Genomic DNA, 24,155 nt, shown 5'->3' with positions numbered 1-24,155 from the left:
TCAGCCCTGCTGGAACAGTTCGGCCGGCAGCGGCTTGAGCAGCGCGTAGAGGTCGTCCGTGATCGGACGGTCCCAACTGGCGATGGTGACCAGCACGTTGTCGCTGCGGTCGAACTGCACGCAGGAGATCCGGCTCTCGGAGAGCTTGAGGCGGCGCACGATCAGCAGGTTGTCGCCCTGCATCACCGGGATGTCCTCGGTGTCGAGGACCTCGACCGGCTCGTCGTTGTCGAGCGCCGCGAGCAGCTGGGCCACCTCGAAGGGGATCTGGCCTTCGGCGAGCTCGCGGGCCGGGGAGCCCTCCGGCAGGTTGCCGATGATCATCGCGGGGCCGCGGCCGCCGAACAGGTCGTACCGGAGGAACACGCCCTGGCAGGAGCCGTCGGGAGCGGGCAGCAGACCGGCGCCGAGGTTGCCGGGCCAGTCCCCCGGATCCATGGCCAGGACGTCGAAGTCCGGGCCCGCGGGTGTGGCGGCGCTGCGGCGGCGGAGGAAGGACATAGGGCCATGGTACGTGTCCCCCGGCACTCCGCGACGCGCCGGGGCCGGGGCCGGGCGGGCCCGTCGGATGTCAGGTCTGCGCGGTGTCCCGGGCGTCCCGGGCCGCACGGTCGGCGAGGCCGCGGAGCACCGCCAACGCCTCGTACACCCGGTCGTGTTCCACGAAGAGATGGTCGTGGTGGAAGCCCGCGACCACGTTGCAGCTGAGCCCTGCGTCGGCCAGGGCGCGGGCGAAGGCGGCGGTCAGGCCGACGGCGTCCAGCGCCGAGTGGATCCGCAAGGTGATCCAGGCCGCCGCATAGTCGTACGGCAGCGCGACGGCGTCGGCCTCCTCCTGGCGCAGGACGAGGGTCGTGCCCTCCTCCTCGCGGACGGTGACCACGGGGGCGAGTCCGGCCGGGACGGCCCCGGTCACGGTCGTGAAGACGTACCGGCCGGGGTTCGGCTCGGGCCGCATGCCGGAGATCAGCCGGGCGAGGTCACGTTCACCGCTCATGATCGGCACGATAGCCGGGCCGGGTCAGAGGTGCGCGGGGCCGGTGAGGCGCTCCTCGGCGGCGCCGAGGGCCTGCCGTACGGCGCCGAGCGCCACGGACCGCTCGCCGAGGGCCGAGGCCTCCACGGTCACGGGGACGAGGGTGCGCCCGCGCAGGTGGCGGCGGAGCGGGCCGAGCAGGGTCTCGCCGGCCTGCGAGACTCCGCCGCCGATCACCACCCGGCCGGGGTCGAGGATGAGCAGCAGGGTTGCCAGGCCGCGGGCGAAGCGGTCGGCTACCTCGTCGACGACGGCCAGCGCGTGCGGGTCGCCGGCGGCGGCCGCGGCGAAGAGCGGCGCGATGTCGTGGCCCTCGCCGACCGGGGCGCCGGCGGCCACCGCGAGCCGGTGCACGGCGGCGGCCCCGACGAGTCGCTCGAAGGGACCCATGCCGTCGGGCCGCAGCGGCTCGACGGGGCCGTCGCCGGGCCCGTCGAGGTCGACGAAGCCGAGTTCGCCGGCGGCGGCGGAGGCGCCCCGGTAGGGACGGCCGCCGATGACGATGCCGGTGCCGATCCGTTCGCCCCACTGGACGAACACCAGGTTGTCGGTGTCGGCGGCCGGGCCGAGCCGGCGCTCCGCGAGGACGGCGAGGTTCACGTCGTTGTCGAGGAGGACGGGGCAGCGCAGCCAGTCGCGGAGCTCGCCGACGGCGGGCAGTCCGGCCCAGCCGGGGATGCTCGGGGCGAGGAGGACCTCGCCCCGGTCGCGGTCGACGATGCCCGGGGTGCCGGCGGCGACCGCCCAGAGGCCGGAGGGGTCCAGGCCCGCCTCCGCGGCGGCGGCGGTGAGGGCGGTGCGGACGGCCGTGAAGAGCTCGGGGCCGGTGGCGCCGGGGGCGACGGCGGCCCGGTGGGCGGCGCGGACACGGCCCGCGAGGTCGGCGACGAGGACGAGGACCTTGTGCGGGCCTATGTCCACGCCGGCGACGTGGCCGACCTCGGCGCGGAAGCGCGCGTACTGGGCGGGGCGGCCACGCTGCGGGGCCGGAGGGCCGGCGGGGGCCGCCGGTGCGAAGTCGACCAGGCCGCGTTCCCGCAGTTCGGTGAGGGCCCGGGTGACGGCGGGCCGGGAGAGCCCGGTGGCCGCGGCGAGCTCGGTGACCCGGGCGGTCGCGGCTCCGGCCTCGCGGAGCGCGGCAAGGACGGCCGCGACGTTCATCCGGCGCAGTACGTGCGGCCCGGTCGCCGCGCCACCGCCGCTCACCTGCATCGACTCCCCCTGCTCGGTCTCCTGCCCCGGTGTCGGCACCCTACCGAAAGTCCAAGCGCCCGGATGGGCGTAGCCATTGACAGGGGCCAGGCCCCCTCCCATATTAACGAACGCTCCGTTAATAACTGCTTTCCGATCCTTCCGATGGGATGAGCCGACACGTGAGATTCCTCAGATCCCGGGCCATGTCCTGGGCTGCCCGCACGGCCATGGCGCTCGCCGTGTGCGCCACCGCCCTGACCGTGCTGCCCACCGTCTCCTCCGCCGCCCCCACCCCCGCCTTCTCCGCCGGACCGGCCCGCGCGGCCCTCGCCCGGCTGCTGCCCCGGCACGTGACCCAGTTCGCCCTGGAGCCGGTCGCCCGCCCCGCCTCCGGCGACTACTTCTCCGTCTCCGGCTCCGCCGGAGACCTGCACGTGCGGGGCACCAGCCCCGCGGTGCTGCTCAGCGGCGTGAACTGGTACCTCAAGCACTCCGCCGGAGTCGATCTCGGCTGGCCCGGCCGCAGCACGTCCGCTCTGCCCGCCACCCTGCCCGCGCCGTCCGGGACGATCCACCGCCCGGCCTCGGTGCCGCACCGGTTCGCCCTCAACGACACCGACGACGGCTACTCGGGCGCGTACCGGGACTGGGCGACGTACGAGCGGCAGATCGACCTGCTCGCCCTGCACGGCGTGAACGAGGTCTTCGTCCAGATGGGCGCCGAGGCCCCGTACCACGCCGCGCTGCAGGAGTTCGGCTACGGCCGCGACGAGCTCCGCTCGTGGATCCCCGGGCCCGCACACCAGCCCTGGTGGCTGATGCAGAACATGTCCGGCTTCGGCGGGCCGCTCACGGAACGGCTCGTCGAGGAGCGCGCGGCCCTCGGCCGGCGGATCGTGGAGCGGCTGCGGCAGCTCGGCATGACGCCCGTCCTGCCCGGGTACTTCGGGACGGTCCCGCCGGGCTTCGTGGACCGCAACCCGGCCGGCCGGGTGGTCCCGCAGGGCAACTGGGTCGGCTTCGCCCGGCCGGACTGGCTGGATCCGCGGAACGCGATGTTCCCGAAGGTCGCCGAGGCCTTCTACCGCCACCAGGCGCGACTGCTCGGCACCTCCACGATGTACAAGATGGACCTCCTGCACGAAGGAGGGAACGCGGGCGACGTACCCGTCCCGGACGCCGCCGTCGGCGTGATGAACGCGCTGCAGACCGCCCGGCCCGGCGCCATCTGGGTCCTGCTCGGCTGGCAGAGCAACCCGCACGTCGAGCTCCTCGACGCGGTCGACAAGTCCCGGCTGCTCGTCGTGGACGGCCTGTCCGACCGATACGACGGACTGGACCGCGAGACCTCCTGGCACGGCACCCCGTACGCCTTCGGCACCATCCCCAACTTCGGCGGACACACCTCCCTGGGCGCCAACACCGCCGTGTGGGCGAGCCGTTTCGACGCCTGGCGCGCCAAGCCGAACAGCGCCCTGCGCGGCATCGCGTACCTGCCCGAGGCGACCGGCGGCAACCCCGCCGCCTTCGAGCTGTTCACCGAACTCGCCTGGCGCACCGGCCCCGTCGACCACGCCGCCTGGTTCGCGGACTACGCGGCACGGCGCTACGGCGCGCCCGACCCGCATGCCGCGCGGGCGTGGGAGTGGCTGCGGCGCGGCCCGTACAGCACCCCGTCCAGTTCGTGGAGCGAGTCGCAGGACAGCCTGTTCACGGCCCGGCCGAGCCTGACGGCGCGCTCGGCGGCGGCCTGGAGCCCGAAGTCGATGCGGTACGACGCCGCCACCGTGCAGCGCGCGCTGTCCGAACTGCTCCAGGCCGCGCCGGAATTGCGCAGAACCGACGCGTACCGCTTCGACCTGGTGGACACCGCGCGGCAGTCGCTCGCGAACCGGAGCCGTACGCTGCTGCCGCAGATCAGGGCCGCGTACGACGCGAAGGACCTGACCGCCTTCCGCGAGCGGTCCGGCGAGTGGAGGCGCGACCTCGCCCTGCTCGACGAACTCCTGGCCACGGACCGCCGGTTCCTGCTGGGACCGTGGCTGGAGGAAGCGAAGGCGTGGGGCACGACGGACGCCGAACGGGCGGCGAGGGAGTTCGACGCCCGTTCGATCCTGACGACCTGGGGCCATCGCACCGGCAGCGAGGCCGGGCTGCACGACTACGCCAACCGCGAGTGGTCGGGCCTCGTCTCGGACTTCTACGCACCGCGCTGGGCGACGTACCTGGACGGCCTGGAGGAGTCCCTGGTCTCCGGGCAGCCGCCCGCCGCGATCGACTGGTTCGCGTGGGAGAACGCCTGGAACGCGAAGCGGGACAGCCATCCGGTGGAGCCCCACGGCGACCCGGTGGCCCTCGCGGAGCGGGTCCGTGACGCCCTGCCGCCGCCTCCGCCCGCCGGCCCGGTCACCGGTGCGGGCGGCGACTGCGTGGAGGTGACGAACGGGAATCCCGCCAACGGGACCGCGCTGCGCACGGGCCGCTGCGACGGAAGCGCCGCGCAGACCTGGACGGTCCCGGGCGACGACACCCTGCGGGCGCTCGGCTCGTGCATGGACGTGCGGGGCGGGGCGGTCACGCCCGGCACGGTCGTTCAGCTGTACGCCTGCAACGGCACCCCGGCGCAGGCCTGGACGGCTCAGTCCGACCGCACGCTGCGGAACACGAAGTCGGGGCTGTGCCTCGGCGCCGAGACGGCCCCTGACGGCGTGACCCGGCTGGTGATCCAGCCCTGCTCCGCGGCCCCGCTCCAGCAGTGGACGCTGCCGTCCTGACGGTCCCGGACCCGGACCGGCCCGCTCGGGGAGGGTTCCCGTGCGGGCCGGTCCGGTGCGGTCCGCGGCTCAGGTGAGGTCGAACTCGCCGTCGCGGGCGTTGAGGACGAACGCCCGCCACTCCGCCGGGGTGAAGATCAGCGACGGTGCCTCCGGACGGCCGCCGTTGCGCATCGCGATGAAGCCCTCCACGAAGGCGATCTGGACATCGCCCGTGCCCTGACTGCCCGAGCGCCAGTCGGCGTTGCTCAGGTCGAGTTCCGGCTTCTCCCAGCCCATGAAGGCGTGCTGGGCAGTGGTGCTCTCGGCCACGTCCGTGCTCCTCCCGCGTCCCACAACGTCGTCCGGGCCTCAGGGTAGCGAGCGGCACCGGGTGCCGACAGACCTCAGGAAGCGGGCGGCTCGGACCCCACCAGCCACATGGCGAAGAACTGCGCACCACCTCCGTACGCGTGTCCGAGGGCCCGTCGCGCGTCCGGCACCTGGTGCTCCCCGGCCTGCCCCCGCACCTGCAGCGCGGCCTCCGCGAACCGGATCATCCCGGACGCGCCGATCGGGTTGGTGGACAGCACCCCGCCGGACGGATTCACCGGCAGGTCACCGTCGATCTCGGTGACGCCGGACTCGGTGAGCTTCCAGCCCTCGCCCTCCTCGGCGAAGCCCAGGTTCTCCAGCCACATCGGCTCGTACCAGGAGAACGGCACGTACATCTCGACGGCGTCGATCTCCCGGCGCGGGTCGGTGATCCCGGCCTGGTGGTAGACGTCGGCGGCGCAGTCCTTGCCGGCCTGCGGCGAGACGAAGTCCTTGCCGGCGAACAGGGTGGGCTCACTGCGCATCGCACCGCCGTGCACCCAGGCCGGCGGCCGGGGCGCGCGGGCCGCGCCCGCCCGGTCGGTGAGGATCATCGCGCAGGCGCCGTCGGAGGACGGGCAGGTCTCGGAGTACCGGATCGGGTCCCACAGCATCGGGGACGCCTGCACCTTCTCCAGGGTGATGTCGTGCTCGTGGAGGTGCGCGTACGGGTTCTTGAGCGCGTTGCGCCGGTCCTTGTAGGCGACGAGGGAGCCGACGGTGTCGGGGGCGCCGGTGCGCCGCATGTACGCCCGGACGTGCGGGGCGAAGAAGCCGCCCGCGCCGGCGAGCAGCGGCTGCTGGAAGGGCACCGGCAGGGAGAGCCCCCACATCGCGTTGGACTCGGACTGCTTCTCGAAGGCGAGGGTGAGCACGGTGCCGTGCACCCGGGCGGCGATCAGGTTCGCGGCGACCAGCGCCGTCGACCCGCCGACCGAACCCGCGGTGTGGACGCGGAGCATGGGCTTGCCGACCGCGCCGAGCGCGTCGGCGAGGTACAGCTCCGGCATCATCACGCCCTCGAAGAAGTCCGGGGCCTTGCCGATCACGACGGCGTCGATGTCGGCCCAGGTCAGTTCGGCGTCGTCGAGGGCGCGTTGCGCGGCCTCGCGGACGAGGCCGGCGATGGACACGTCCCGGCGGGCGGCGACGTGCTTGGTCTGGCCGACCCCGACGACGGCCACCGGCTCTTTACCGGACATGCGGCTCTCCTTCCAGGACGGCCACCAGGTTCTGCTGCAGGCAGGGGCCGGAGGTGGCGTGGGCGAGGGCCCGGTCGGACTCCCCGCGGTGGATTCCGGCGGCGGCCTCGCCGAGCCGGATCAGGCCGGCGGCCATGACGGGGTTGGCGGCGAGCGCGCCGCCGGACGGGTTGACCCGGACGGTCTCGTCGAGCTTCAACGCCTTGCGCAGCACGACCTCCTGGGACGTGAACGGGGCGTGCAGCTCGGCGGTGTCGAACGGAGCGCCGTCGAAGGCTCCGGCGCGCCGGGCGGCGAGGCGGGTGGAGGGCGAGTCGGTGAGGTCGCGCACGCCGAGGGAGTGGGCCTCGATCCGGTGGTCCATGCCGCGGATCCAGGCGGGGCGCTCGCACAGCTCGCGGGCCCGGTCGCCGGCCGCGAGGATCACCGCGGCGGCGCCGTCGCCGATGGGCGGGCAGTCGCCCTGCCGCAGCGGTGCCACGACGTGGTCGCCCTGCGGGCGGGCTCCGCGCAGCTGGGCGTGCGGGTTGCCGACGGCGGCGTCCCGGCTGCGGGCGGCGATGCCGGCGAGCGCGGGCTCGTCGGTCTCGCCGGCGTCGATCAGTGCCTGGGCCTGGAGCGCTGCGAGGGCGACGGAGTCGGGCCAGAGCGGGGCGAGGTAGTACGGGTCGAGCTGGCGGGTGAGGACGTCGCGCACCGAGCCGGGCGAGGACTTGCCGTAGGAGTACACGAGCGCGGTGTCCGTCTCGCCGGTGAGGATCTTCACCCAGGCCTCGTAGAGCGCCCAGGCGCCGTCCATCTCCACGTGGGACTCGGAGATCGGCGGCCAGGCGCCGACGCCGTCGAGGGCCATCGTGAAGGAGAAGGCGCGTCCGGCGAGGTAGTCGGAGGAGCCCGAGCAGGTGAAGCCGATGTCGGAGGTCTTCAGACCCGTCTGCCGCAGCACGTCGTGCAGGACGGGCATCAGCATCTCGACCTCGGAGAGGTCGTCGGTGCGGCGCAGGGAGTCGCTCTGCGCGAAGGCGACGATCGCGACGTCCCGGCTCGGGTCTCGGCTCACAGCAGCTCCTTGTACGTGTCGTAGTCGGCGTCCGGTTCGCCGGTGGGCCGGTAGTGGTCGGGGTAGCGGCCGTCCTCGCTCCACACGGGCTCGACCCGCAGCCCCATCCGGACCTGGTCGTACGGGATGCCGCCGATCCGGCCGTGCAGGGCGAGGCCCGCGCCGTCGAGGGCGATGTGGGCGTAGACGTAAGGGACTTCGATGTCGAGGTTCTTCGCCTTGATGTTGACGATGCAGAAGGTGGTGACGGTGCCGCGGGGGCCGACCTCGACCGGCTCGGTGGTGGCGACGCCGCAGGTGGGGCAGGCGCCGCGGGGCGGCACGTAGACCTTGGAGCAGGAGGGGCAGCGTTCGCCGACGGTCTTGTGCTCGGCGAGGGCGTGCAGGTAGTCGGTCTGCGCGCGGCCGGGGCTGTACGTGTAGTCGAGGCGGGCGGCGGCGACGATGCCGGTGACGGGCTCGTCGAACAGCCCGTCGTGGGGGCGGGCGGGGGCGGCGTCCCGCTCGCTGTCGTACGGCTCGAAGCAGGCGATGTCGGTGATGGCGCCGGTGCGTTCGGCGGCCCAGCGGACGCGCACCCGCATGCCGGTGCGGACGTGCTCGGGGCCGGGCGCGTCGAGCGCGTGCAGCAGGGCGGTGTCGGCGCCGTCGAGTCGTACGAGCACCCAGGCGAACGGGGTGTCGAGGGGCTGGCCGGGCCGGGGGTCCGGGTTCCAGGCCCAGGTGGTGACGGTGCCGGTGGCGTCGACCTCGACGAGTTCGCGGAGTTCGGCGGCGGTCTCGGGGTCGTACTCGACGGGCGGCACGAGCACCTGCCCGCCCTCGGTCCGCACCCCGAGCACGGTCCGCTCGCGCAGCCCGGTGAGAAAGGCGGCCTGAACGGGCCCGAGGGAACGGGTGAACGGAAACTCGACGACGAGGGGTGCGCGGAGGGTGGCGGGAGTGGCGGTCATGGGGCTCCTTGGCGGGGGCGGGTGCGGGTGGGACGGGGGTCAGGGGGCGCCTGCGGCGGGCCTTTCGGACTCACTCCCGGCGGTACACCGGGTCCCGCTTCTCCGCGAAGGCGCGGGCGCCTTCCTTCGCGTCGGCGGTGTCGAAGATGGGCCAGCCGCGCTTGAGTTCGGACGCCAGTCCCTCCGTCTCCGTCATCTCCGCCGTCTCGTAGACGGACGCCTTCACCGCCTCCACGGCCAGCGGCCCGCACGCGTTGATCCGCTCCGCGATCTCCAGCGCCCGCTCCAGGGCCGTCCCGTCCGGGACGACCGAACCGATCAGGCCGATCCGGGCCGCCTCCTCCGCCGTGTACGGGCGGCCGGTGAGCAGCATCTCCAGGGCGTGGGTGCGCGGGATCTGCCGCGGCAGCCGGACCGTCGAACCGCCGATCGGAAAGAGCCCGCGCCGGACCTCGAAGAGGCCGAACGTCGCGGACTCCCCCGCGACCCGGATGTCCGTGCCCTGCAGGATCTCGGTGCCGCCCGCCACGCAGTAGCCCTCCACCGCCGCGATGACGGGCTTGCGCGGCCGGTGATGCCGGAGCATCGCCTTCCAGTGCAGGTCGGGGTCGTCCTTCAGGCGGGCACGGTACTCGTCCCCCGCCATGCCCTTCCCGGCCAGCGCCTTGAGGTCCATGCCGGCGCAGAAGTCGCCGCCGGCGCCCGTGAGCACGACCGAGCGGACGGTGTCGTCGGCGTCGGCCTCCAGCCAGCCGTCGTAGAGGCCGACGAGCAGCGGCAGCGAGAGCGCGTTCTTCGCCTCGGGCCTGTTGAGCGTGAGGATCAGCGTGGCACCTTCGCGCCGTACGGATAGGTGCTCGGTCCCGGTCATGGGCGTCTCCCGTCTCCAGTTCTGGAACAGGTTGCAGGAGCGCGGGGCCCAGTTCAATAGTTTCCTGACACTCAGTCAGATTCTTCTGCGCACCCCCTTCCCACCTCCACCCATCGGCGCTCTAATGACCGCCACGTCCGTACGGGACCAGCGGCGCGTCAGGAGGACGAACGGTGGAGTACAACCTTGCCGACCTGTTCGAGTCGGTCGTCGACGTGGTGCCGGACCGCGAGGCACTCGTGTACGTCGACCATCCCGGCACCGGGGCCGAGCAGCGGCTGACGTACGCGCAGCTCGACGCGGCCGCCAACCGCCTCGCGCACCACCTGATCGATGCGGGCCTGCGGCCCGGCGAGCACCTCGGCCTGCACCTGTACAACGGCGTCGAGTACCTGCAGACGGTGCTGGCCTGCCTCAAGGCGCGGCTGGTCCCGGTCAACGTGAACTACCGGTACGTGGAGGAGGAGCTGGTCTACCTCTACCGGGACGCCGATCTCGCCGCGCTCGTCTTCGACGCGGAGTTCACCGAGCGGGTCGCGGCGGCGCTGCCGCAGACGGAGAAGCTGCGGCACCTCGTCCGGGTGGGGACCCCGGACGACGGCGCACCCGCCCTGGAGTGCGTGCCGTACAGGGAGGCCGAGGCGGCCGGCTCGCCGGAGCGCGGCTTCCCGGCCCGCTCCGCCGACGACCTGTTCATCATCTACACCGGCGGCACGACGGGCATGCCCAAGGGCGTGATGTGGCGGCAGGAGGACCTGTTCTTCGCCGGGCTGTTCGGCGGCGAGCCGACCGGCGAGCCGGTGAAGCGACCCGAGGAGCTGGCCGAGCGGGTCGCGGCGCGCGGAGCCGGGCTCACCTTCTTCCCTGCTCCCCCGCTGATGCACGGCACGTCGACTCTCACCTCGTTCATCGCCTTCAACTACGGGCAGCGGGTGGTGATCCACCGCAAGTACGTGCCCGAGGAGGTGCTGCGCACCATCGAGAAGGAGAAGGTGTCCAGCGTCTCGCTGGTCGGCGACGCGATGCTGCGCCCGCTCATCGACGCGCTGCACGGACCGCTCGCGGGCACCGACCTGTCGTCGCTGTTCAGCGTCTCCTCGTCCGGGGCGATCATGTCGGAGACCGTGCGCGCGCAGTTCCAGGCGCTGGTCCCGAACGTGATGCTGCTGAACAACTTCGGTTCGTCGGAGTCCGGTTCCAACGGCAAGGCCACCGACGACTCGGGCCCGGCCACCGGCTTCCGCCTGGAGGTCAACGAGCGTACGCGCGTGGTGGACCCGGTCACGTACGAGCAGGTGGCGGTGGGCGAGCCGGGCCGGCTCGCGCAGCGCGGCCACGTGCCGCTGGGCTACTACAACGACCCGGCGAAGACGGCCGAGACCTTCTTCCAGAAGGACGGGGAGCGCTGGGTGCTGCTCGGCGACATGGCCACCGTCGGCGAGGACGGCATCGTGACCGTGCTCGGCCGCGGTTCGCAGTGCATCAACACCGGGGGCGAGAAGGTCTATCCGGAGGAGGTCGAGCAGGCGCTCAAGTCCCACCCGGACGTGTACGACGCGCTGGTCGCCGGCGTCCCGGACCCGAAGTGGGGCCACCACGTGGCCGCCGTGGTGCAGCTGCGGGAGGGCGCGGCGGACCTGGACCTGGGCTCGGTCCAGGAACACTGCCGGACCCGGCTCGCCGGATACAAGATCCCGCGCCAGCTGGTGCTCACCGACCGGATCCAGCGCTCGCCCAGCGGCAAGGCGGACTACCGCTGGGCCCGGACGGTGGCCACCGAGGCGGCCGAGTCCTAGGGACGGGCGAGCCGGCCGGTCAACTCCTCCACGAACGCCTGCAGGTGGGGCGGGCGCGGGCCGTGACGCGTGGCGAGGTACCACGTGCGGGCCATCGGCACGGTCCCGATCTGCACCAGGGCGAGGCCGTGGGAGTCCGTGTACGGCGCGGCGACCCAGTTGGGGAGGATCGTCGCGCCCTGGCCCCCGGCGACCATCTCCACGACCAGGTCCGTGATCACCGGCATGGTGGTGATCCGGGCCGGCCGCGCCTGCGGCGGCACGGGGAGCGGGATCGACGGGATCCGGCTCTGGTCGTAGCCGTCATAGAGGATGAGGTGGGCGTCGGTGAAGTCCGCCGCGGTGAGGTGCGGCAGAGCCGCCCAGGGGTGGTCCGCCGGCACGACGGCCACCATCTCGTCGTCGAACAGCCGGGTCAGATCGACCCGGTCCATCTCGGGGTCCGGCTTGGTGACCAGCGCGACGTCCACGCGGTCGGCGAGGAGGGCGGGCACCGGCGCGTCGTCGGGGACGGACTCGATGCGGACCTCCGCCTCCGGGTGCCGCTCACGGAACGCGCGGATGACCGGAGGCAGCCACTGGAAGGTGGTGCTGCACTCTGCGGTGAAACGCACCCTGCGGTCACGGCCGTCGCGCATCTCCTGGAGGTCGAGGGTCGCCGAGCGCAGCTCGTTCAGCACGTGACGGGCCGCCACCAGCAGGCGTCGACCGGCGGCGTTCGGGACGAGTCCGCGCCCGGTGCGGTCGAACAGCGGCATGCCGAGCCGGTCTTCGAGACGGGTGAGGCGCTGGCTGAGCGCGGGCTGGCTGACGTAGAGGGTTTCTGCCGCTGCGGTGAGCGAGCCGGATTCGGCGGTGGCGGCCAGGAGTTCGAGATCGCGCAGGTCCACGGACATAACCCTGGATTATGGCAGGCTTCGAAGTTCGTCGTGGTGTTATGGCTGGGGCGCTCCTAGGTTCGTCGGTGTCGGCAAGAACGACCACGAACCGAGGAGCAGCAGTGGCGACGACGAACATCACCGCGGTGGTCACGGGAGCATCGAGCGGGATCGGACTGGGGATCGCCGAGGCCTTCCTGGCCCGGGGCGCCAACGTCGTGATCAACGGCCGGGACGCGGACCGGCTCCGGAAGGCCGCGGCCCACCTCGGCCGGGCCGAGCGGGTCGCGCAGGTCGCGGGCGACATCGGGGACGCGGCGACCGGCGAGGCGCTGGTACGGGCGGCCGTGGAACGGTTCGGGGGCGTGGACGTCCTCGTGAACAACGCGGGCACCTTCGCGTCGAAGCCGTTCACCGAGGTCACGGAGGAGGAACTGGACGGGTACCTGACCGGCAACCTCAAGGGGACGTTTCTGACCACCCAGGCGGTGGTGCGCAGGATGCGGGAGCAGGGCCGCGGCGGAAGCATCGTCAACATCGGCACGGTGCTGGTCGACCACGCGATCGCCGGCTTCCCGGCTTCGGCACCGGTCGTCAGCAAGGGCGGCGTGCACACGCTGACGACGAGCCTGGCCGCCGAACTCGCGGCGGACGGGATCCGCGTCAACCTGGTCGCGCCGGGCATCATCCGGACCCCGCTCCTCGCGGGCGCCGACGTGGACGCGTACGGCGGCCTCGCGTTGCTGAACCGGGTCGGCGAGGTCGCGGAGATCGCGGAGGCGGTCCGTTACGTCGCGGACGCCGAGTTCGTCACCGGCCACGCCCTGCGCGTGGACGGCGGCCACGTGACGGGACGTGCCTGATGCCGTACGTGAACGTGAAGATCACGCGCGAGGGCGCCACGGCCGAGCAGAAGGCCGAGATCATCGCGGGCGTGACCGATCTGCTGGTGAAGGTGCTCGACAAGGATCCGGCCACGACGTTCGTGGTCATCGACGAGGTCGCGCTCGAGTCCTGGGGCGTCGGCGGGCTGCCGACCGCGGAGTACCGGAGGAGGCAGCGGCCGGGCGGGTGACGCCCCGGCGCGTCCCGTCCGGCCCCGAGACCGGACGGGACGGCTCTTCCGGACCGTCCTAGATCCCGAACTCCCTCAGCTCAGCCAGGAATTCGGCCGGGCGGGACTGGTGGATGAGGTGGCCGGTGTCGATGGTGACGAGCCGGCAGTCCGGGATGCGGCCGGACAGCCAGGCGAGCTGGTCCTGCGGGATGTGGCTGTCCTCGCCGCCGGCGAGGACGAGCGTTGGGGCCTTGATCGAGCCGAGGCAGTGCCGCCACGCCGGGTCGGGCTCGTCGATCTGCGCGTTCGTGGCCGTGACGACGGCCCAGTCGCAGGGCGGCTCGCCCTCGGGCGGCGGGACGTGGCCGCGCGGCGGGTCGGCCGGGAACATGACGGGGGCGTCCTCGATCACCAGCCTGCCGATCAGCTCCGGCGCGTCCGCGGCGAGCAGGTACGCGGCGACGCCGCCCATGGAGTGCGCGACGACGTCGGCGCCGGCCAGGCCCAGTTCGGTGAGGAAGCCGCGCAGTTGGTCGCGGAAGACGTCGAAGCCGTAGCGGCCGGTCCGGTCGCTCAGTCCGTGCCCGCCGAGGTCGAGCGCGTAGACCCGGCGGGTGCCGGCCAGTTCCCGGGCGATCGGCTCCCACCCGGCGGCGCTGCCGCCCCGGCCGTGCACGAGGACGATCGGACGGGCGGCCTCGTCGCCCCAGGTGCGGTACGCGAGCCGGACGCCGTCGACGACGACCGTGCGCACCTCCGGGTCGAGGAACGCGGCGATCGGGCGGCGGAAGGCCCCGGCGTCGTCGACCCACGGGAAGTGCCCGGCGGCCTCCTGCACGACGAGTTCGCCGCGCGGGAAGAGCGCCGCCAGCTGGGCGGCGCGGGCCGGGGTCGGACCGCCGTCGTGCTCGCCCGCGAGAACGAGGACGGGCGCGGTGACGGCGGCGAGCGCGGCCCGCGTGGCCGCCGGTTCGAACGCGCCGTCGGCGTAGTAGGCCCCCGCGGCCTCCCAGTTGAAGCGCGCCGCGGCGTCGTGCGCCCGGGCCGTGTCGTTCCACCGCCCGTACGCCAGCGGGGCGACGGTCGCGTAGACGTCCCGCAGCGGGGTCTCGGGGGTGAGCGCGTCGATGGCGGCCCGGGTCTCGGCGTACCAGGGCTCGCCGGCGAAGACCGTGGTGGCCTCGTCCCACTCCTCGTCGGTGACGGTGATCCCGACGGCCCGCGTCCCCGGCGTGACCAGGACCAGGGAGGACACCCGCCCGGGGTGGGCGGCGGCGTAGAGGGTGGCCAGGTTCCCGCCGGCGGAGTGACCGAGCAGGTCCATGCGGTCGAGGCCGAGATGGACGCGGAGCGCCTCGACGTCGGCGACCTGCCGGTCGCAGCGGTACGTGGCGGGGTCGGCGGGCTCGGCGCTGTCGCCGGTCCCGCGCAGGTCGAGCACGATCAGCGTGCGGTGGGCGGCCAGGCCGCCGAGGTCGCCGAGGTAGTCGGCGTGGCGCATAGGGCCACCGGGGAGGCAGACGAGGGGATCTCCCTCCCCCTGCGTCCGGTAGGCGAGTCGGGTTCCGTCGTACGAGGTGAACTGCGGCATGGCGCGATCTTCACGGGCCGCCGTGACCGCCGCAAGGGATTTGGCCGTCAGCAGGGCGACGGCGGCCCCGCGATAGGGTGGAGGACCCGCTCCGACCTGTGAGGAACCGCGCCACCGTGCCCGTATCCCCCGACTCCACCACCCTGCGCGGCGACTGCGCGAACTGCTTCGGCCTGTGCTGTGTCGCCCTGCCCTTCGCGAAGTCGGCCGACTTCGCGGTGAACAAGTCGTCGGGCGAGCCGTGCCGGAACCTGCGGGAGGACTTCCGCTGCGGGATCCACGAGAAGCTGCGGCCGAGCGGCTTCTCCGGCTGCACGGTGTACGACTGTTTCGGCGCCGGCCAGCAGGTCTCGCAGGTCACCTTCCACGGGGTCTCCTGGCGCGAGGCACCCGGGACGGCCCGGCAGATGTACGAGGTCTTCCCGGTCATGCGGCAACTGCACGAGCTGTTGCGCTATCTGACCGAGGCGCTGGAGCGGGACGCCGCCCGCTCCGTGCACGGCGAGCTGCGCCGGGCGCTGACCCGGGTCGAGGAGCTCACGGCGGGCACGCCAGATGCACTGGAGAAGCTGAACGTGGCGGCGGTCCGCGCCGAGGTGAACCCGTTGCTCCTGAAGACCAGCGCGCTGGTCCGGGCCACGGCGGGCGGCAAGCCGAAGAGTCGGCGCGGCGCCGATCTGCTCGGCGCCCGGCTGCGCGGGGCGAAGTTGCGCGGCGCGGACCTGCGCGGCGCGCTGCTGATCGCGGCGGATCTGTCGGGGGCGGACCTGTCCCTGGCCGACATGATCGGCGCCGACCTTCGCGACACCGATCTGTCCGGCGCGGACCTGACCGGCGCCCTCTTCCTGACCCAGCCCCAGCTGAACGCGGCCCGCGGCGACGCGGCCACGCGGATCCCGGCCGGCCTGGAGCGCCCGGGTCACTGGGCGGGCTGAGCCGGGCCGGGGCCCGGGTGCACGCGTGCCGTGGCGGCCCGATGGCCATGTCCACACGGCGAAACGTTTCAGCCACAAACATCGCCAGTGGATCCATCCGGAACCGCCGAATCGGCGAGCTGGACCACCCTGGACCGACATTCTTGCGGTTTCCTCGCACTTTGGCATGCCCTCGTCGGCTATGTTGCTCCGGGCGCATGGGGAGGCGCTCGAAGGTGGGCCATGCGCCTGCCCATGTGAACGACCCGTAAGGGGGGTCGGCCCGAGCACAGCTCGGTCCCGCAGCGGGACCGAGGGGTCGGATCGCCGCAGCCGCGGCGGGGAGGATCGGGAATGCAGATCACGACGGGGCGGGCGAAGCGCCGCCTTCTTTCCTTGGCAGGAACCCTCGCGGTCTCCGCCGCGACCGTGCTCTCCGGCAGCGGAGCGGCGACCGCCGCCCCTGACGCCGAGACCGTGTCGGTGGGGATTCAGGACGCGACCCTCGGACAGACCTGCACAGGGCCGTCCTACAACCGCAAGTTCGCCTTCACCATCAGCTCGACTACCGGTGTGCCGGCCGGCAGCACCTGGAAGTTCACCGTCAGCAAGCCCAGCTACCAGGGGCTCCAGGTCAGCTCCGACTCGGCCTACGTGCCGAGCGCGACGGGCACGACGCAGGTGGTCAACCTGTCCGCGCCCAGCGGCATTCCGGCCGGGACGACCGTCACCCTCATACCGACCAACTACCTCGTCCCCACCAGCGGCTACAACTCGCTGACGCTGTCCGGCTACGGCGGCTCCACCAGCGTGGCCATGAACTGGTCCAGCCGCCCCTGTTGATCATCGGGACCTGAGCGGAGGCCACGGCGCGTGCTGCGCCGTGGCCTTCACGGCGGTCCGGGCGGGCCGTCACCTCCCGGCGTGCGAGGCCCCGTACACGTACGGCGTGGTGGTGGTCAGGGCGGTGAAGCCGAGGCGCCGGAGGATCGGGCGGCTCATGGGGGCCGCGTCGACGTGCACGAAACGGTACCCGCGGGCGGCGGCGATCCGGGTGCGGTGGGCGACCAGGGCCCGGTAGAGGCCGCGGCCACGCCAGGCCTCGACGGTTCCGCCACCCCACAGTCCGGCGAAGTCGGTCCCCGGGATCAGCTCAAGGCGTGCCGCGCTGACCGGCTCGCCCCCGGCCGTCGCGACGACGGCGGCGACGGTGTCGGGTTCGGCGGCCAGCCGGTCCAGGAGCTGCCTGCCGATGTGGCTGCTGTCGCCGCCGAAGGCCCGGTCGTGGACCTCCGTGACGAGCCGGACGCCCGCCTCGTCGGTGACGGACACGAGCTCCACGCCGTCGGGCAGCACGACGTCCGCGGACAACCGGGTGGCCTCGGCGACCATCACGGCCTCCTCCTCGTCCGGGACGAACCCGGCCGCCCGGAGCCGCTCGGGAAGGTCGGCGGGGGCGTCGTGGCCGTAGGCCTTCCACTCGAAGGTGCTGCCGGACGCCGTGTAGTGCCGGATCTGTTCGGCGACGACCGCGTCCACGCCCGCCCCGTCGAGCCCGTCGAGAGCGGACCACAGGACGCCGTTCCAGGCGTGCTCCGGTCCGGTCTGCCGGACGACGGGGCCGACCCGCTCGACCCGGGTGCCGGGGCCGTCGGGCCGGGCCTCCCGGCGCATCTGCCGGTCGTACGTGGCGAGTGTCGCGTCGTGATCCATGACCGCCACCCCAGCAGCGCCCGGGACTCCCGGCAACCGGATTTCGCGTGGGGGGTGATCCCCGGGCCCCGACCCGGGGATCACCGGGCGGCGGCCGGTCAGATCCGGTCGGCCACGATCATCAGGTAGTGGAAGCTCCCCTCCTTGTACGCGGTCAGGAACGGGTCCTCGATGCCGGTGGCCACCGAGCACTTGGCGCGGAGCTCCCAGTACGGGACGGTCGCGGCCGTCAGGTCGACGACCTCGATCGGGACGAGGTTGTTCTCGGCGAGCGCCCGGAAGTAGGCGCTGCGCGGGTGGATGTTGCAGGTGTAGTGCTCGTCGATCCGGCTGACGGCCTTGGACCGCAGTCCGTTGACGTCGTTGGAGCAGCCGGTGATGCAGACGTACCGGCCGCCGTGCTGGAGGAGCCGGGAGAACTCGTCGAAGAGCTCGAAGAGGTCCACGTACATCGTGGTCTCGTTGGTCCAGATGGCCTGGCGCGAGCCGGTCGCGAAGCCGGTGTCGAGCATGTTCCGGAAGTGGAACTTCACGCGCTCCGACACGCCCCGCTCGGCGGCCTGCTTGTTCGCGAAGTCGACCTGGTACTCGGAGATGGAGACGCCGTCGACCTGACAGCCGAAGCGGCGCTCGGCCATGATGCTGGTTCCGCCGCGGCCGGATCCGGCGTCCATGATCCGGTCGGTGCGCCGCCGGTCGCCGAGGTGGTCGAGGAGCAGGTCGGCCTGGGCCGTCTCGAGGCGGTGCAGCTCCTCGATGATGCGGCTGTCGCGGGTCTCCTGCGGGCCGTCGAGGACCGCGGGGTCGTAGTCGCCGATGCCGTAGTGGTGGTGGTACAGGCCGTCGATCTCGCCGAGCCGGAGGTTCACCGGGTCCTGCTGGTTGCTGTTCCAGTAGGCGGCCACGGACTCCTGGTAGGGCGTGCGCAGCACGGTGGAGGGCGCGGACGTGGTCATGTGGGGGTTCCTTACGTCGTTCTTCTCGTGGGGACAGAGGGGGTTGGCCTCAGGGGCGGGGAGCAGCAGGCGGGCCGCCGGGCGGGCCGGGTCGGTGAGCACCGTCAGGCACGCGGACGCACCTCGACGTTCTCCAGGATGCCGATGGCGTCGGGGACCAGGACGGCGGCGGAGTAGTAGGTGGAGACGAGGTACGAGATGATCGCCTTCTCGTCGATGCCCATGAAGCGGCAGTTGAGGCCCGGCTCGACCTCGTCGGGCAGCCCGGTCTGGTAGAGGCCGATGACGCCCTCGTTGTTCTCGCCGGTACGGATCGCGAAGATCGAGGAGCTCTGCTGGTCGGAGATCGGGATCTTGCCGCAGGGCAGGATCGGGATGCCGCGCCAGGAGGGGATGTGGTGGCCGTCGACCTCGGCGTGGCCGAGGGGGAGTCCGCGCTTGTTGCACTCCTTGCCGAAGGCGGCGATGGCGCGGGGGTGGGCGAAGATGTACTGGGTGCCGCGCCGCATGCTGATCAGGTCGTCGAAGTCGTCCGGGGTGGGCGGGCCGGAGTGGGTCTGGATGCGCTGGTCGTAGTCCGTGTTGTTCAGGAGTCCGAACTCGGGGTTGTTGACGAGCTCGTACTCCTGGCGCTCGCGCAGCTCCTGGACGGTCAGTCGCAGCTGCTGCTGCGTCTGGTTCATCGGCTGGTTGTAGAGGTCGGCGACGCGGCTGTGCACCTTGAGGACGGTCTGGGCGACGCTCAGCTCGTACTCGCGCGGCTTGAGCTCGTAGTCGGCGAACGCGCCGGGCAGGATCGCCTCGCCGAAGTGACCGGCGCTGAGGTCGATCGCGGCCTCGCCCGACTTGTTGGTGGCGCGGCGGTGTCCGTTGGCGCGCCGGCCCCGGACGTGGTCGCGGAGCTGCTCGTGCTGCTCGGCGACGGCCTGGTAGGCGGTGTGCGGCAGCGACAGGACGGTGACGGCGGTCGCGGCGCGGGCGGTGAAGTCCCACTTGCCGTCGAGGCCGGCGAGGACCTGGCCGCCGAAGGTGTCACCGTCGCCGAGCCGGCCGAGCAGGGTCTCGTCGCCGTACTTGCCGGTGCCGACCTTCTCGACCTTGCCGTGCGCGATCAGATAGACGTGATCGGCCTTCTTGCCGGAGTGGACGATGACCTGGCCGGGCTCGTACTCCTTCTGCACGAAGCGGTCGGCGAGGGCGCCGAGGGCGATCGGGTCGTCGAAGCCGTGCAGCAGCGGCAGTTCGGCCAGCTCCGCGGGGATGACCTGGACCTTGGAACCGCTCTTGACGAAGGTCACCCGGCCGTCGCCGACGACATAGGAGAGCCGCCGGTTGACCCGGTAGACGCCGCCCGGGGTGTGCACCCAGGGGAGTTTGCGGAGCAGCCAGCGGGAGCTGATGCCCTGCATCTGGGGTTCGGACTTGGTCGTCGTCGCGAGGTTGCGCGCCGCGGCGGTGCTGAGGCTGAGCTGGACCTTGCTGATCTGGGCGGCGGGGGCGGGTGCCGCTGCGGGCTCGGTGTCGACCGACATGCGCTGAGCTCCGTTCCTGTCATCGATTCGTCACTCTCCGCGTTCAGTCCTAACGCATGCTTGCCTTCGTCATATGCACGTCGCTCGGGTGTGCCGTTGCGCGGCACACGGGACTGGCGCCCCCCGCACGCCACGCGCGCTCGGCCGTCCGGCCCAATGGCGGATCGGCGCCGGAACCGAGGAAAGTCCGCTCCAGGCCCTTGCCAGGAGAGGTGATCTCTTGGATTACTGGTCCCGACAGCAACGACCGAATGATCGGTCGTCCGGTTTGGGACGGGAGTGCGGCGCATGACGGATCTGCTGGACGAAGGCGAGCGGCTCGACCGCGCGGGCCTCGAGGCGCTCCAGCTGGAGCGGCTCCGCGCGACGCTCCGGCACGCGTACGAGAACGTGCCCTTCTACCGGCAGTCCTTCGACAAGGCCGGACTGCGCCCCGAGGACTGCCGCACCCTCGCCGACCTCGCCCGCTTCCCGTTCACGGCCAAGACCGACCTGCGGGACAACTACCCCTTCGGGATGTTCGCGGTGGAGCAGTCGCAGGTGCGCCGCATCCACGCCTCCAGCGGCACCACGGGCCGTCCCACCGTCGTCGGCTACACCGAGCGGGACCTCGACACCTGGGCGGACGTGGTGGCCCGCTCCATCCGCGCGGCCGGCGGCCGGCCCGGACACAAGGTCCACGTGGCCTACGGGTACGGGCTGTTCACCGGCGGCCTCGGCGCGCACTACGGCGCGGAGCGGCTCGGCTGCACGGTCATCCCCGCCTCCGGCGGCATGACGGCCCGCCAGGTCCAACTGATCCAGGACTTCCGGCCCGAGATCATCATGGTGACACCGTCCTACATGCTCACGCTGCTCGACGAGTTCGAACGCCAGGGTGTCGACCCGCGCACCACCTCACTGAAGGTCGGCATCTTCGGGGCCGAGCCCTGGACGGAGGAGATGCGCCGCGAGATCGAGGAGCGGTTCGCGATCGACGCGGTGGACATATACGGGCTCTCCGAGGTCATGGGCCCCGGCGTGGCGCAGGAGTGCGTGGAGACCAAGGACGGCCTGCACATCTGGGAGGACCACTTCTACCCGGAGATCGTCGACCCGTTCACCGGCGAGGTGCTGCCCGACGGTGCGGAGGGCGAACTGGTCTTCACCTCGCTCACCAAGGAGGCCATGCCGGTGATCCGGTACCGCACGCGGGACCTGACCCGCCTGCTGCCGGGCACGGCGCGGGTCTTCCGGCGGATGGAGAAGGTCACCGGGCGCAGCGACGACATGGTGATCCTGCGCGGGGTGAACCTCTTCCCCACCCAGATCGAGGAGATCGTGCTGCGCACCCCGTCCGTGGCCCCGCACTTCCAGCTGAGGCTGACCCGGGAGGGCCGGCTCGACGCGTTGACGGTGCGGGCCGAGGCGCGCGCGGGCGCGACGCCCGAGCAGCGCGCGGAGGCGGAACGGGCGATCTCGACGGCGGTGAAGGACGGGATCGGAGTGTCGGTGACGGTGGAGGTGGTCGATCCGGAGACCCTGGAGCGCTCGGTCGGCAAGATCAAGCGGATCGTGGACCTGCGGGAGGCGTGACGGCCCGCGCGATCCTGTCCGCCGCCGCCGTCAGGGCAGGCGGCGGAGAGGGGCGCCGTCCAGGAAGGCGAGGATGTCCTCGACGGCCTGGCCGTAGTACGTCCGGTAGTTGTCCTGCGACACGTAGCCGAGATGCGGGGTGGCGAGCAGCCTGGGCGCGGTGCGCATCGGGTGGTCGGCGGGCAGCGGTTCGGCGTCGAAGACGTCCACCGCGGCGCCGGCGATCCGGCCCTCGTGCAGCGCGGCGAGCAGCGCGTCCTGGTCGACGATGGCCGCCCGTGAGGTGTTGATCAGGTACGCGGACCGCTTCATCAGGGCCAGCTCCGGTGCGCCGATCAGGCCGCGGCTGCGGTCGCCGAGCGCGAGGTGGATCGAGACGAAGTCGCTCTCGGTCAGCAGCTCCTCCTTCGACGCGGTCGCGCGCACGCCGGCCTCGGCGGCCCGCTCCCCGGTCAGGTTCGGGCTCCAGGCGACGACGTCCATGCCGAAGGCGAACCCGATCCGGGCGACGCGCGTGCCGATCTTGCCGAGGCCGAGCAGGCCGAGGCGGCGGCCGTGCAGGTCGGCGCCGACGGTGCTCTGCCAGGGGCCGCCTTCGCGCAGGGCGGTGTTCTCGGCGACGATCCCCCGGGCCAGCCCGAGCAGCAGGGCCCAGGTGAGCTCGACGGGCGGGGTGGAGGAGCTGGCGGTGCCGCACACGGTGACGCCGTGCGCGTCGGCCGCCGCGTAGTCGATCACGGAGTTGCGCATGCCCGAGGCCACGAGGAGCTTGAGCCGGGGCAGCCGGGCGAGCAGTGTGCCGGGGAAGGCGACGCGTTCGCGCAGGGTGACGACGATGTCGAAGTCGGCGAGCGCGACGGCCAGTTCGTCCTCGTCGGCGTGGTGCTCGGCAAAGGGGACGACCTCCACGCGCCCGGCCAGGGGCGACCAGTCGGCGGAGGCGGTCGCGGCGCCCTGGAAGTCGTCGAGCACGGCGCAGCGCATGAGCGGCATGGGGTCTCCCTGGTCGGCGGGCGGTTCGGGCGACGCCCTGCCGGTGCGGGCGCCGCCTCCCCATGATCGCCGACGGACGGGTCGGCCTGTTCAGGCGGTACCGGGGTCGGTGCCGGGCTCCGTGCCGCCGTCGGTACCGAGGTCGGTGCCGACGCCCGTGCCGCGGTCCGTACGGAAGCGGTCGCGCAGCTCGCGCTTGAGGATCTTCCCGCTGGCGTTGCGCGGCAGCTCGTCCACGAAGAGCACCTTCTTCGGGGCCTTGAAGTGGGCGAGCCGTTCCCGGGCGTGGTCGACGAGTTCGGCCTCGGTGACCTCGCCGCGCGCGACGACCACGGCGGTCACCGCCTCGATCCACCGCTCGTCGGGGAGCCCGACGACGGCCGCCTCGGCGACGGCCGGATGGGTGTAGAGCATGTCCTCGACCTGCCGGGACGCGACCAGCACACCACCGGAGTTGATGACGTCCTTCACCCGGTCGACGACGGTGTAGTAGCCCTCGGCGTCGCGCACCGCGAGGTCGCCGGAGCGGAACCAGCCGTCCCGGAAGGCCTCCTTGGTCTCGTCCGGCTTCTGCCAGTAGCCGTCGCACAGCTGCGGGGAGCGGTAGACGACTTCACCCGGGGTGCCGTCGGGCACGTCCTTGCCGTCCTCGTCCACGACCTTCGCCTCGACGAAGCGGACGGGCCGGCCGCAGGAGTCCATCCGGCCCTCGTGCTCGTCGGGACCGAGGACGGTGGCGAGCGGACCGATCTCGCTCTGTCCGAAGCAGTTGTAGAAGCGCAGCCCGGGCAGCCGCTCGCGGAGCCGTTCCAGGACCGGCACCGGCATGATCGACGCGCCGTAGTATGCCTTGCGCAGCGCGGACAGGTCGCGGGTCGCGAAGTCGGGATGGTTCGACAGGCCGATCCACACGGTCGGCGGTGCGAACAGGCTGTCCGCGCGACCCGCCTCGATCAGGTCGAACAGGGCCGCCGGGTCGGGCCCGTCGACGATCGTGTTCTCCGCGCCGACCGCGAGGTAGGGCAGCAGGAAGACGTGCATCTGCGCGGAGTGGTAGAGCGGCAGCGAGTGCACCGGCCGGTCGTCCTCGTGCAGGTCGAGCGCGTCGACGGCGCTCGCGTACTCGTGCACCAGGGCACGGTGGGTCATCCTCGCGCCCTTGGGCAACGCGGTGGTGCCCGAGGTGTAGAGCAGTTGCACGATGTCGCGGGCGTCGCGATCGGTGTCGTACGTGTCGGGGCGGGCCAGCTCGTCGAGGAACGAGCCCGGGGCGTCACGCAGCGCCTTCACGGTGAAGCCGGCGGGGACGCGCTCCGCGAGGGCGGGGTCGGCGAGCACCACCGAACTCCCGGACTGCTCCAGGATGTACGCGAGGTCCTCGCCGGTCAGGTTGTGGTTGACCGGCACGTGGATCAGGCCGGCGCGGGAGCAGGCCAGGAACGCGATCAGGTACGCGTCGGAGTTGTGGCCGTAGGTCGCGACCCGGTCGTACTCGTCCAGGCCCCAGCGCTCCCGCAGCACGGCGGCCGCCGTGGAGACGGCCGCGTCCAGTTCGGCGTAGGTCCAGGTCCGGTCGGCGTACCGGACGGCGATCCGGTCGGGGACGCGCTGGGCGCTCATGCGCAGGACACCGTCGACGGCACGGCTGAGGAGTCGTTCCATGGCGCGATCCTCGGCGGCGGCCGGGCGGCGGGTCAAGTACCGGG

At 72.5% G+C, this 24,155-nt stretch carries 22 protein-coding genes; 7 read left to right on the top strand and 15 right to left on the bottom strand.

Annotation, left to right across the window (positions count from 1 at the left end; translation table 11 throughout):
* From R2D22_RS34535 to R2D22_RS34525, 3 genes are all read right to left on the bottom strand, one after another.
* Positions 1-501 (bottom strand): hypothetical protein, encoded by a 501-nt coding sequence (locus R2D22_RS34535; protein WP_318109161.1) that lies wholly within the window; start codon positions 499-501, stop codon positions 1-3.
* 70 nt (positions 502-571) lie between these two features.
* A complete protein-coding gene (locus tag R2D22_RS34530) occupies positions 572-997 on the bottom strand; it encodes an ACT domain-containing protein (RefSeq protein WP_318109159.1) in 426 nt (141 codons plus the stop codon).
* A 24-nt stretch (positions 998-1,021) separates the two neighbouring features.
* Positions 1,022-2,287 (bottom strand): ROK family transcriptional regulator, encoded by a 1,266-nt coding sequence (locus R2D22_RS34525; RefSeq protein WP_318109157.1) that lies wholly within the window; start codon positions 2,285-2,287, stop codon positions 1,022-1,024.
* Between the two features lie 122 nt (positions 2,288-2,409).
* Between R2D22_RS34525 and R2D22_RS34520 the strand changes: the two genes are divergently transcribed.
* A complete protein-coding gene (locus tag R2D22_RS34520) occupies positions 2,410-5,004 on the top strand; it encodes an alpha-N-acetylglucosaminidase TIM-barrel domain-containing protein (protein WP_318109155.1) in 2,595 nt (864 codons plus the stop codon).
* 69 nt (positions 5,005-5,073) lie between these two features.
* Here R2D22_RS34520 and R2D22_RS34515 read toward each other — a convergent pair whose 3' ends face one another.
* The 5 genes from R2D22_RS34515 to R2D22_RS34495 all read right to left on the bottom strand — a co-directional run bounded on the left by R2D22_RS34515 (position 5,074) and on the right by R2D22_RS34495 (position 9,444).
* A complete protein-coding gene (locus R2D22_RS34515; protein ID WP_318109154.1) occupies positions 5,074-5,316 on the bottom strand; it encodes a DUF397 domain-containing protein in 243 nt (80 codons plus the stop codon).
* Between the two features lie 74 nt (positions 5,317-5,390).
* Positions 5,391-6,560: a thiolase domain-containing protein gene (locus R2D22_RS34510; protein ID WP_318109152.1), complete on the bottom strand. Its 1,170-nt coding sequence runs from the start codon at positions 6,558-6,560 to the stop codon at positions 5,391-5,393.
* Complete coding sequence (locus tag R2D22_RS34505) at positions 6,550-7,620, bottom strand: thiolase domain-containing protein (protein ID WP_318109150.1); 1,071 nt, start codon at positions 7,618-7,620, stop codon at positions 6,550-6,552. Before R2D22_RS34505 ends, R2D22_RS34510 begins: the two co-directional genes overlap by 11 nt.
* The gene (locus tag R2D22_RS34500; RefSeq protein ID WP_318109149.1) at positions 7,617-8,573 is read right to left on the bottom strand and encodes a Zn-ribbon domain-containing OB-fold protein; all 957 of its coding nucleotides are present in this window, start codon (positions 8,571-8,573) and stop codon (positions 7,617-7,619) included. Before R2D22_RS34500 ends, R2D22_RS34505 begins: the two co-directional genes overlap by 4 nt.
* Positions 8,574-8,643: 70 nt before the next feature.
* Positions 8,644-9,444 (bottom strand): crotonase/enoyl-CoA hydratase family protein, encoded by an 801-nt coding sequence (locus R2D22_RS34495; protein WP_318109148.1) that lies wholly within the window; start codon positions 9,442-9,444, stop codon positions 8,644-8,646.
* A gap of 173 nt (positions 9,445-9,617) precedes the next feature.
* Between R2D22_RS34495 and R2D22_RS34490 the strand changes: the two genes are divergently transcribed.
* Positions 9,618-11,240: an acyl-CoA synthetase gene (locus tag R2D22_RS34490; protein ID WP_318109147.1), complete on the top strand. Its 1,623-nt coding sequence runs from the start codon at positions 9,618-9,620 to the stop codon at positions 11,238-11,240.
* On the opposite strand, the gene R2D22_RS34485 is transcribed toward R2D22_RS34490, so the two are convergent.
* Positions 11,237-12,136 (bottom strand): LysR family transcriptional regulator, encoded by a 900-nt coding sequence (locus tag R2D22_RS34485; RefSeq protein WP_318109145.1) that lies wholly within the window; start codon positions 12,134-12,136, stop codon positions 11,237-11,239. The two genes, R2D22_RS34490 and R2D22_RS34485, sit on opposite strands and share 4 nt — an antisense overlap.
* Before the next feature lie 104 nt (positions 12,137-12,240).
* Here R2D22_RS34485 and R2D22_RS34480 point away from each other — a divergent pair, with 104 nt between their 5' ends.
* Positions 12,241-12,981 carry an SDR family NAD(P)-dependent oxidoreductase gene (locus R2D22_RS34480; protein ID WP_318109144.1) on the top strand — a complete coding sequence of 247 codons (741 nt, stop codon included), beginning with the start codon at positions 12,241-12,243 and terminating at the stop codon, positions 12,979-12,981.
* Positions 12,981-13,193, top strand: a complete 213-nt coding sequence (locus R2D22_RS34475; protein WP_318109143.1) for a tautomerase family protein — start codon at positions 12,981-12,983, stop codon at positions 13,191-13,193. Before R2D22_RS34480 ends, R2D22_RS34475 begins: the two co-directional genes overlap by 1 nt.
* A 58-nt stretch (positions 13,194-13,251) precedes the next feature.
* On the opposite strand, the gene R2D22_RS34470 is transcribed toward R2D22_RS34475, so the two are convergent.
* Positions 13,252-14,766, bottom strand: coding sequence for an alpha/beta fold hydrolase (locus tag R2D22_RS34470; RefSeq protein WP_318109141.1), 1,515 nt, complete (start codon positions 14,764-14,766; stop codon positions 13,252-13,254).
* A 116-nt stretch (positions 14,767-14,882) separates the two neighbouring features.
* Here R2D22_RS34470 and R2D22_RS34465 point away from each other — a divergent pair, with 116 nt between their 5' ends.
* Together R2D22_RS34465 and R2D22_RS34460 are read left to right on the top strand one after the other, a co-directional pair.
* Positions 14,883-15,701 carry a pentapeptide repeat-containing protein gene (locus tag R2D22_RS34465; protein WP_318109140.1) on the top strand — a complete coding sequence of 273 codons (819 nt, stop codon included), beginning with the start codon at positions 14,883-14,885 and terminating at the stop codon, positions 15,699-15,701.
* Between the two features lie 333 nt (positions 15,702-16,034).
* The gene (locus R2D22_RS34460) at positions 16,035-16,523 is read left to right on the top strand and encodes a hypothetical protein (protein WP_318109138.1); all 489 of its coding nucleotides are present in this window, start codon (positions 16,035-16,037) and stop codon (positions 16,521-16,523) included.
* A 69-nt stretch (positions 16,524-16,592) separates the two neighbouring features.
* On the opposite strand, the gene R2D22_RS34455 is transcribed toward R2D22_RS34460, so the two are convergent.
* From R2D22_RS34455 to R2D22_RS34445, 3 genes are all read right to left on the bottom strand, one after another.
* Positions 16,593-17,393 carry a GNAT family N-acetyltransferase gene (locus R2D22_RS34455; protein WP_318109137.1) on the bottom strand — a complete coding sequence of 267 codons (801 nt, stop codon included), beginning with the start codon at positions 17,391-17,393 and terminating at the stop codon, positions 16,593-16,595.
* Between the two features lie 98 nt (positions 17,394-17,491).
* Positions 17,492-18,349, bottom strand: a complete 858-nt coding sequence (locus R2D22_RS34450) for a geranyl diphosphate 2-C-methyltransferase (RefSeq protein ID WP_318109136.1) — start codon at positions 18,347-18,349, stop codon at positions 17,492-17,494.
* A 104-nt stretch (positions 18,350-18,453) separates the two neighbouring features.
* Positions 18,454-19,881 (bottom strand): family 2B encapsulin nanocompartment shell protein, encoded by a 1,428-nt coding sequence (locus tag R2D22_RS34445; RefSeq protein ID WP_318109135.1) that lies wholly within the window; start codon positions 19,879-19,881, stop codon positions 18,454-18,456.
* 288 nt (positions 19,882-20,169) lie between these two features.
* Between R2D22_RS34445 and paaK the strand changes: the two genes are divergently transcribed.
* Positions 20,170-21,456 carry a phenylacetate--CoA ligase PaaK gene (paaK, locus tag R2D22_RS34440; RefSeq protein WP_318109133.1) on the top strand — a complete coding sequence of 429 codons (1,287 nt, stop codon included), beginning with the start codon at positions 20,170-20,172 and terminating at the stop codon, positions 21,454-21,456.
* Between the two features lie 30 nt (positions 21,457-21,486).
* On the opposite strand, the gene R2D22_RS34435 is transcribed toward paaK, so the two are convergent.
* Complete coding sequence (locus R2D22_RS34435) at positions 21,487-22,449, bottom strand: D-2-hydroxyacid dehydrogenase family protein (protein ID WP_318109132.1); 963 nt, start codon at positions 22,447-22,449, stop codon at positions 21,487-21,489.
* A gap of 90 nt (positions 22,450-22,539) precedes the next feature.
* A complete protein-coding gene (locus R2D22_RS34430; protein ID WP_318109131.1) occupies positions 22,540-24,111 on the bottom strand; it encodes a fatty acyl-CoA synthetase in 1,572 nt (523 codons plus the stop codon).
* Positions 24,112-24,155 lie beyond the last annotated feature (44 nt).

Origin of the sequence: Streptomyces sp. HUAS YS2 (assembly GCF_033343995.1) — a bacterium.
Taxonomy (GTDB): Bacteria; Actinomycetota; Actinomycetes; order Streptomycetales; family Streptomycetaceae; genus Streptomyces; species Streptomyces solicathayae.
This window is presented reverse-complemented; position numbering and strand designations above follow the sequence as displayed.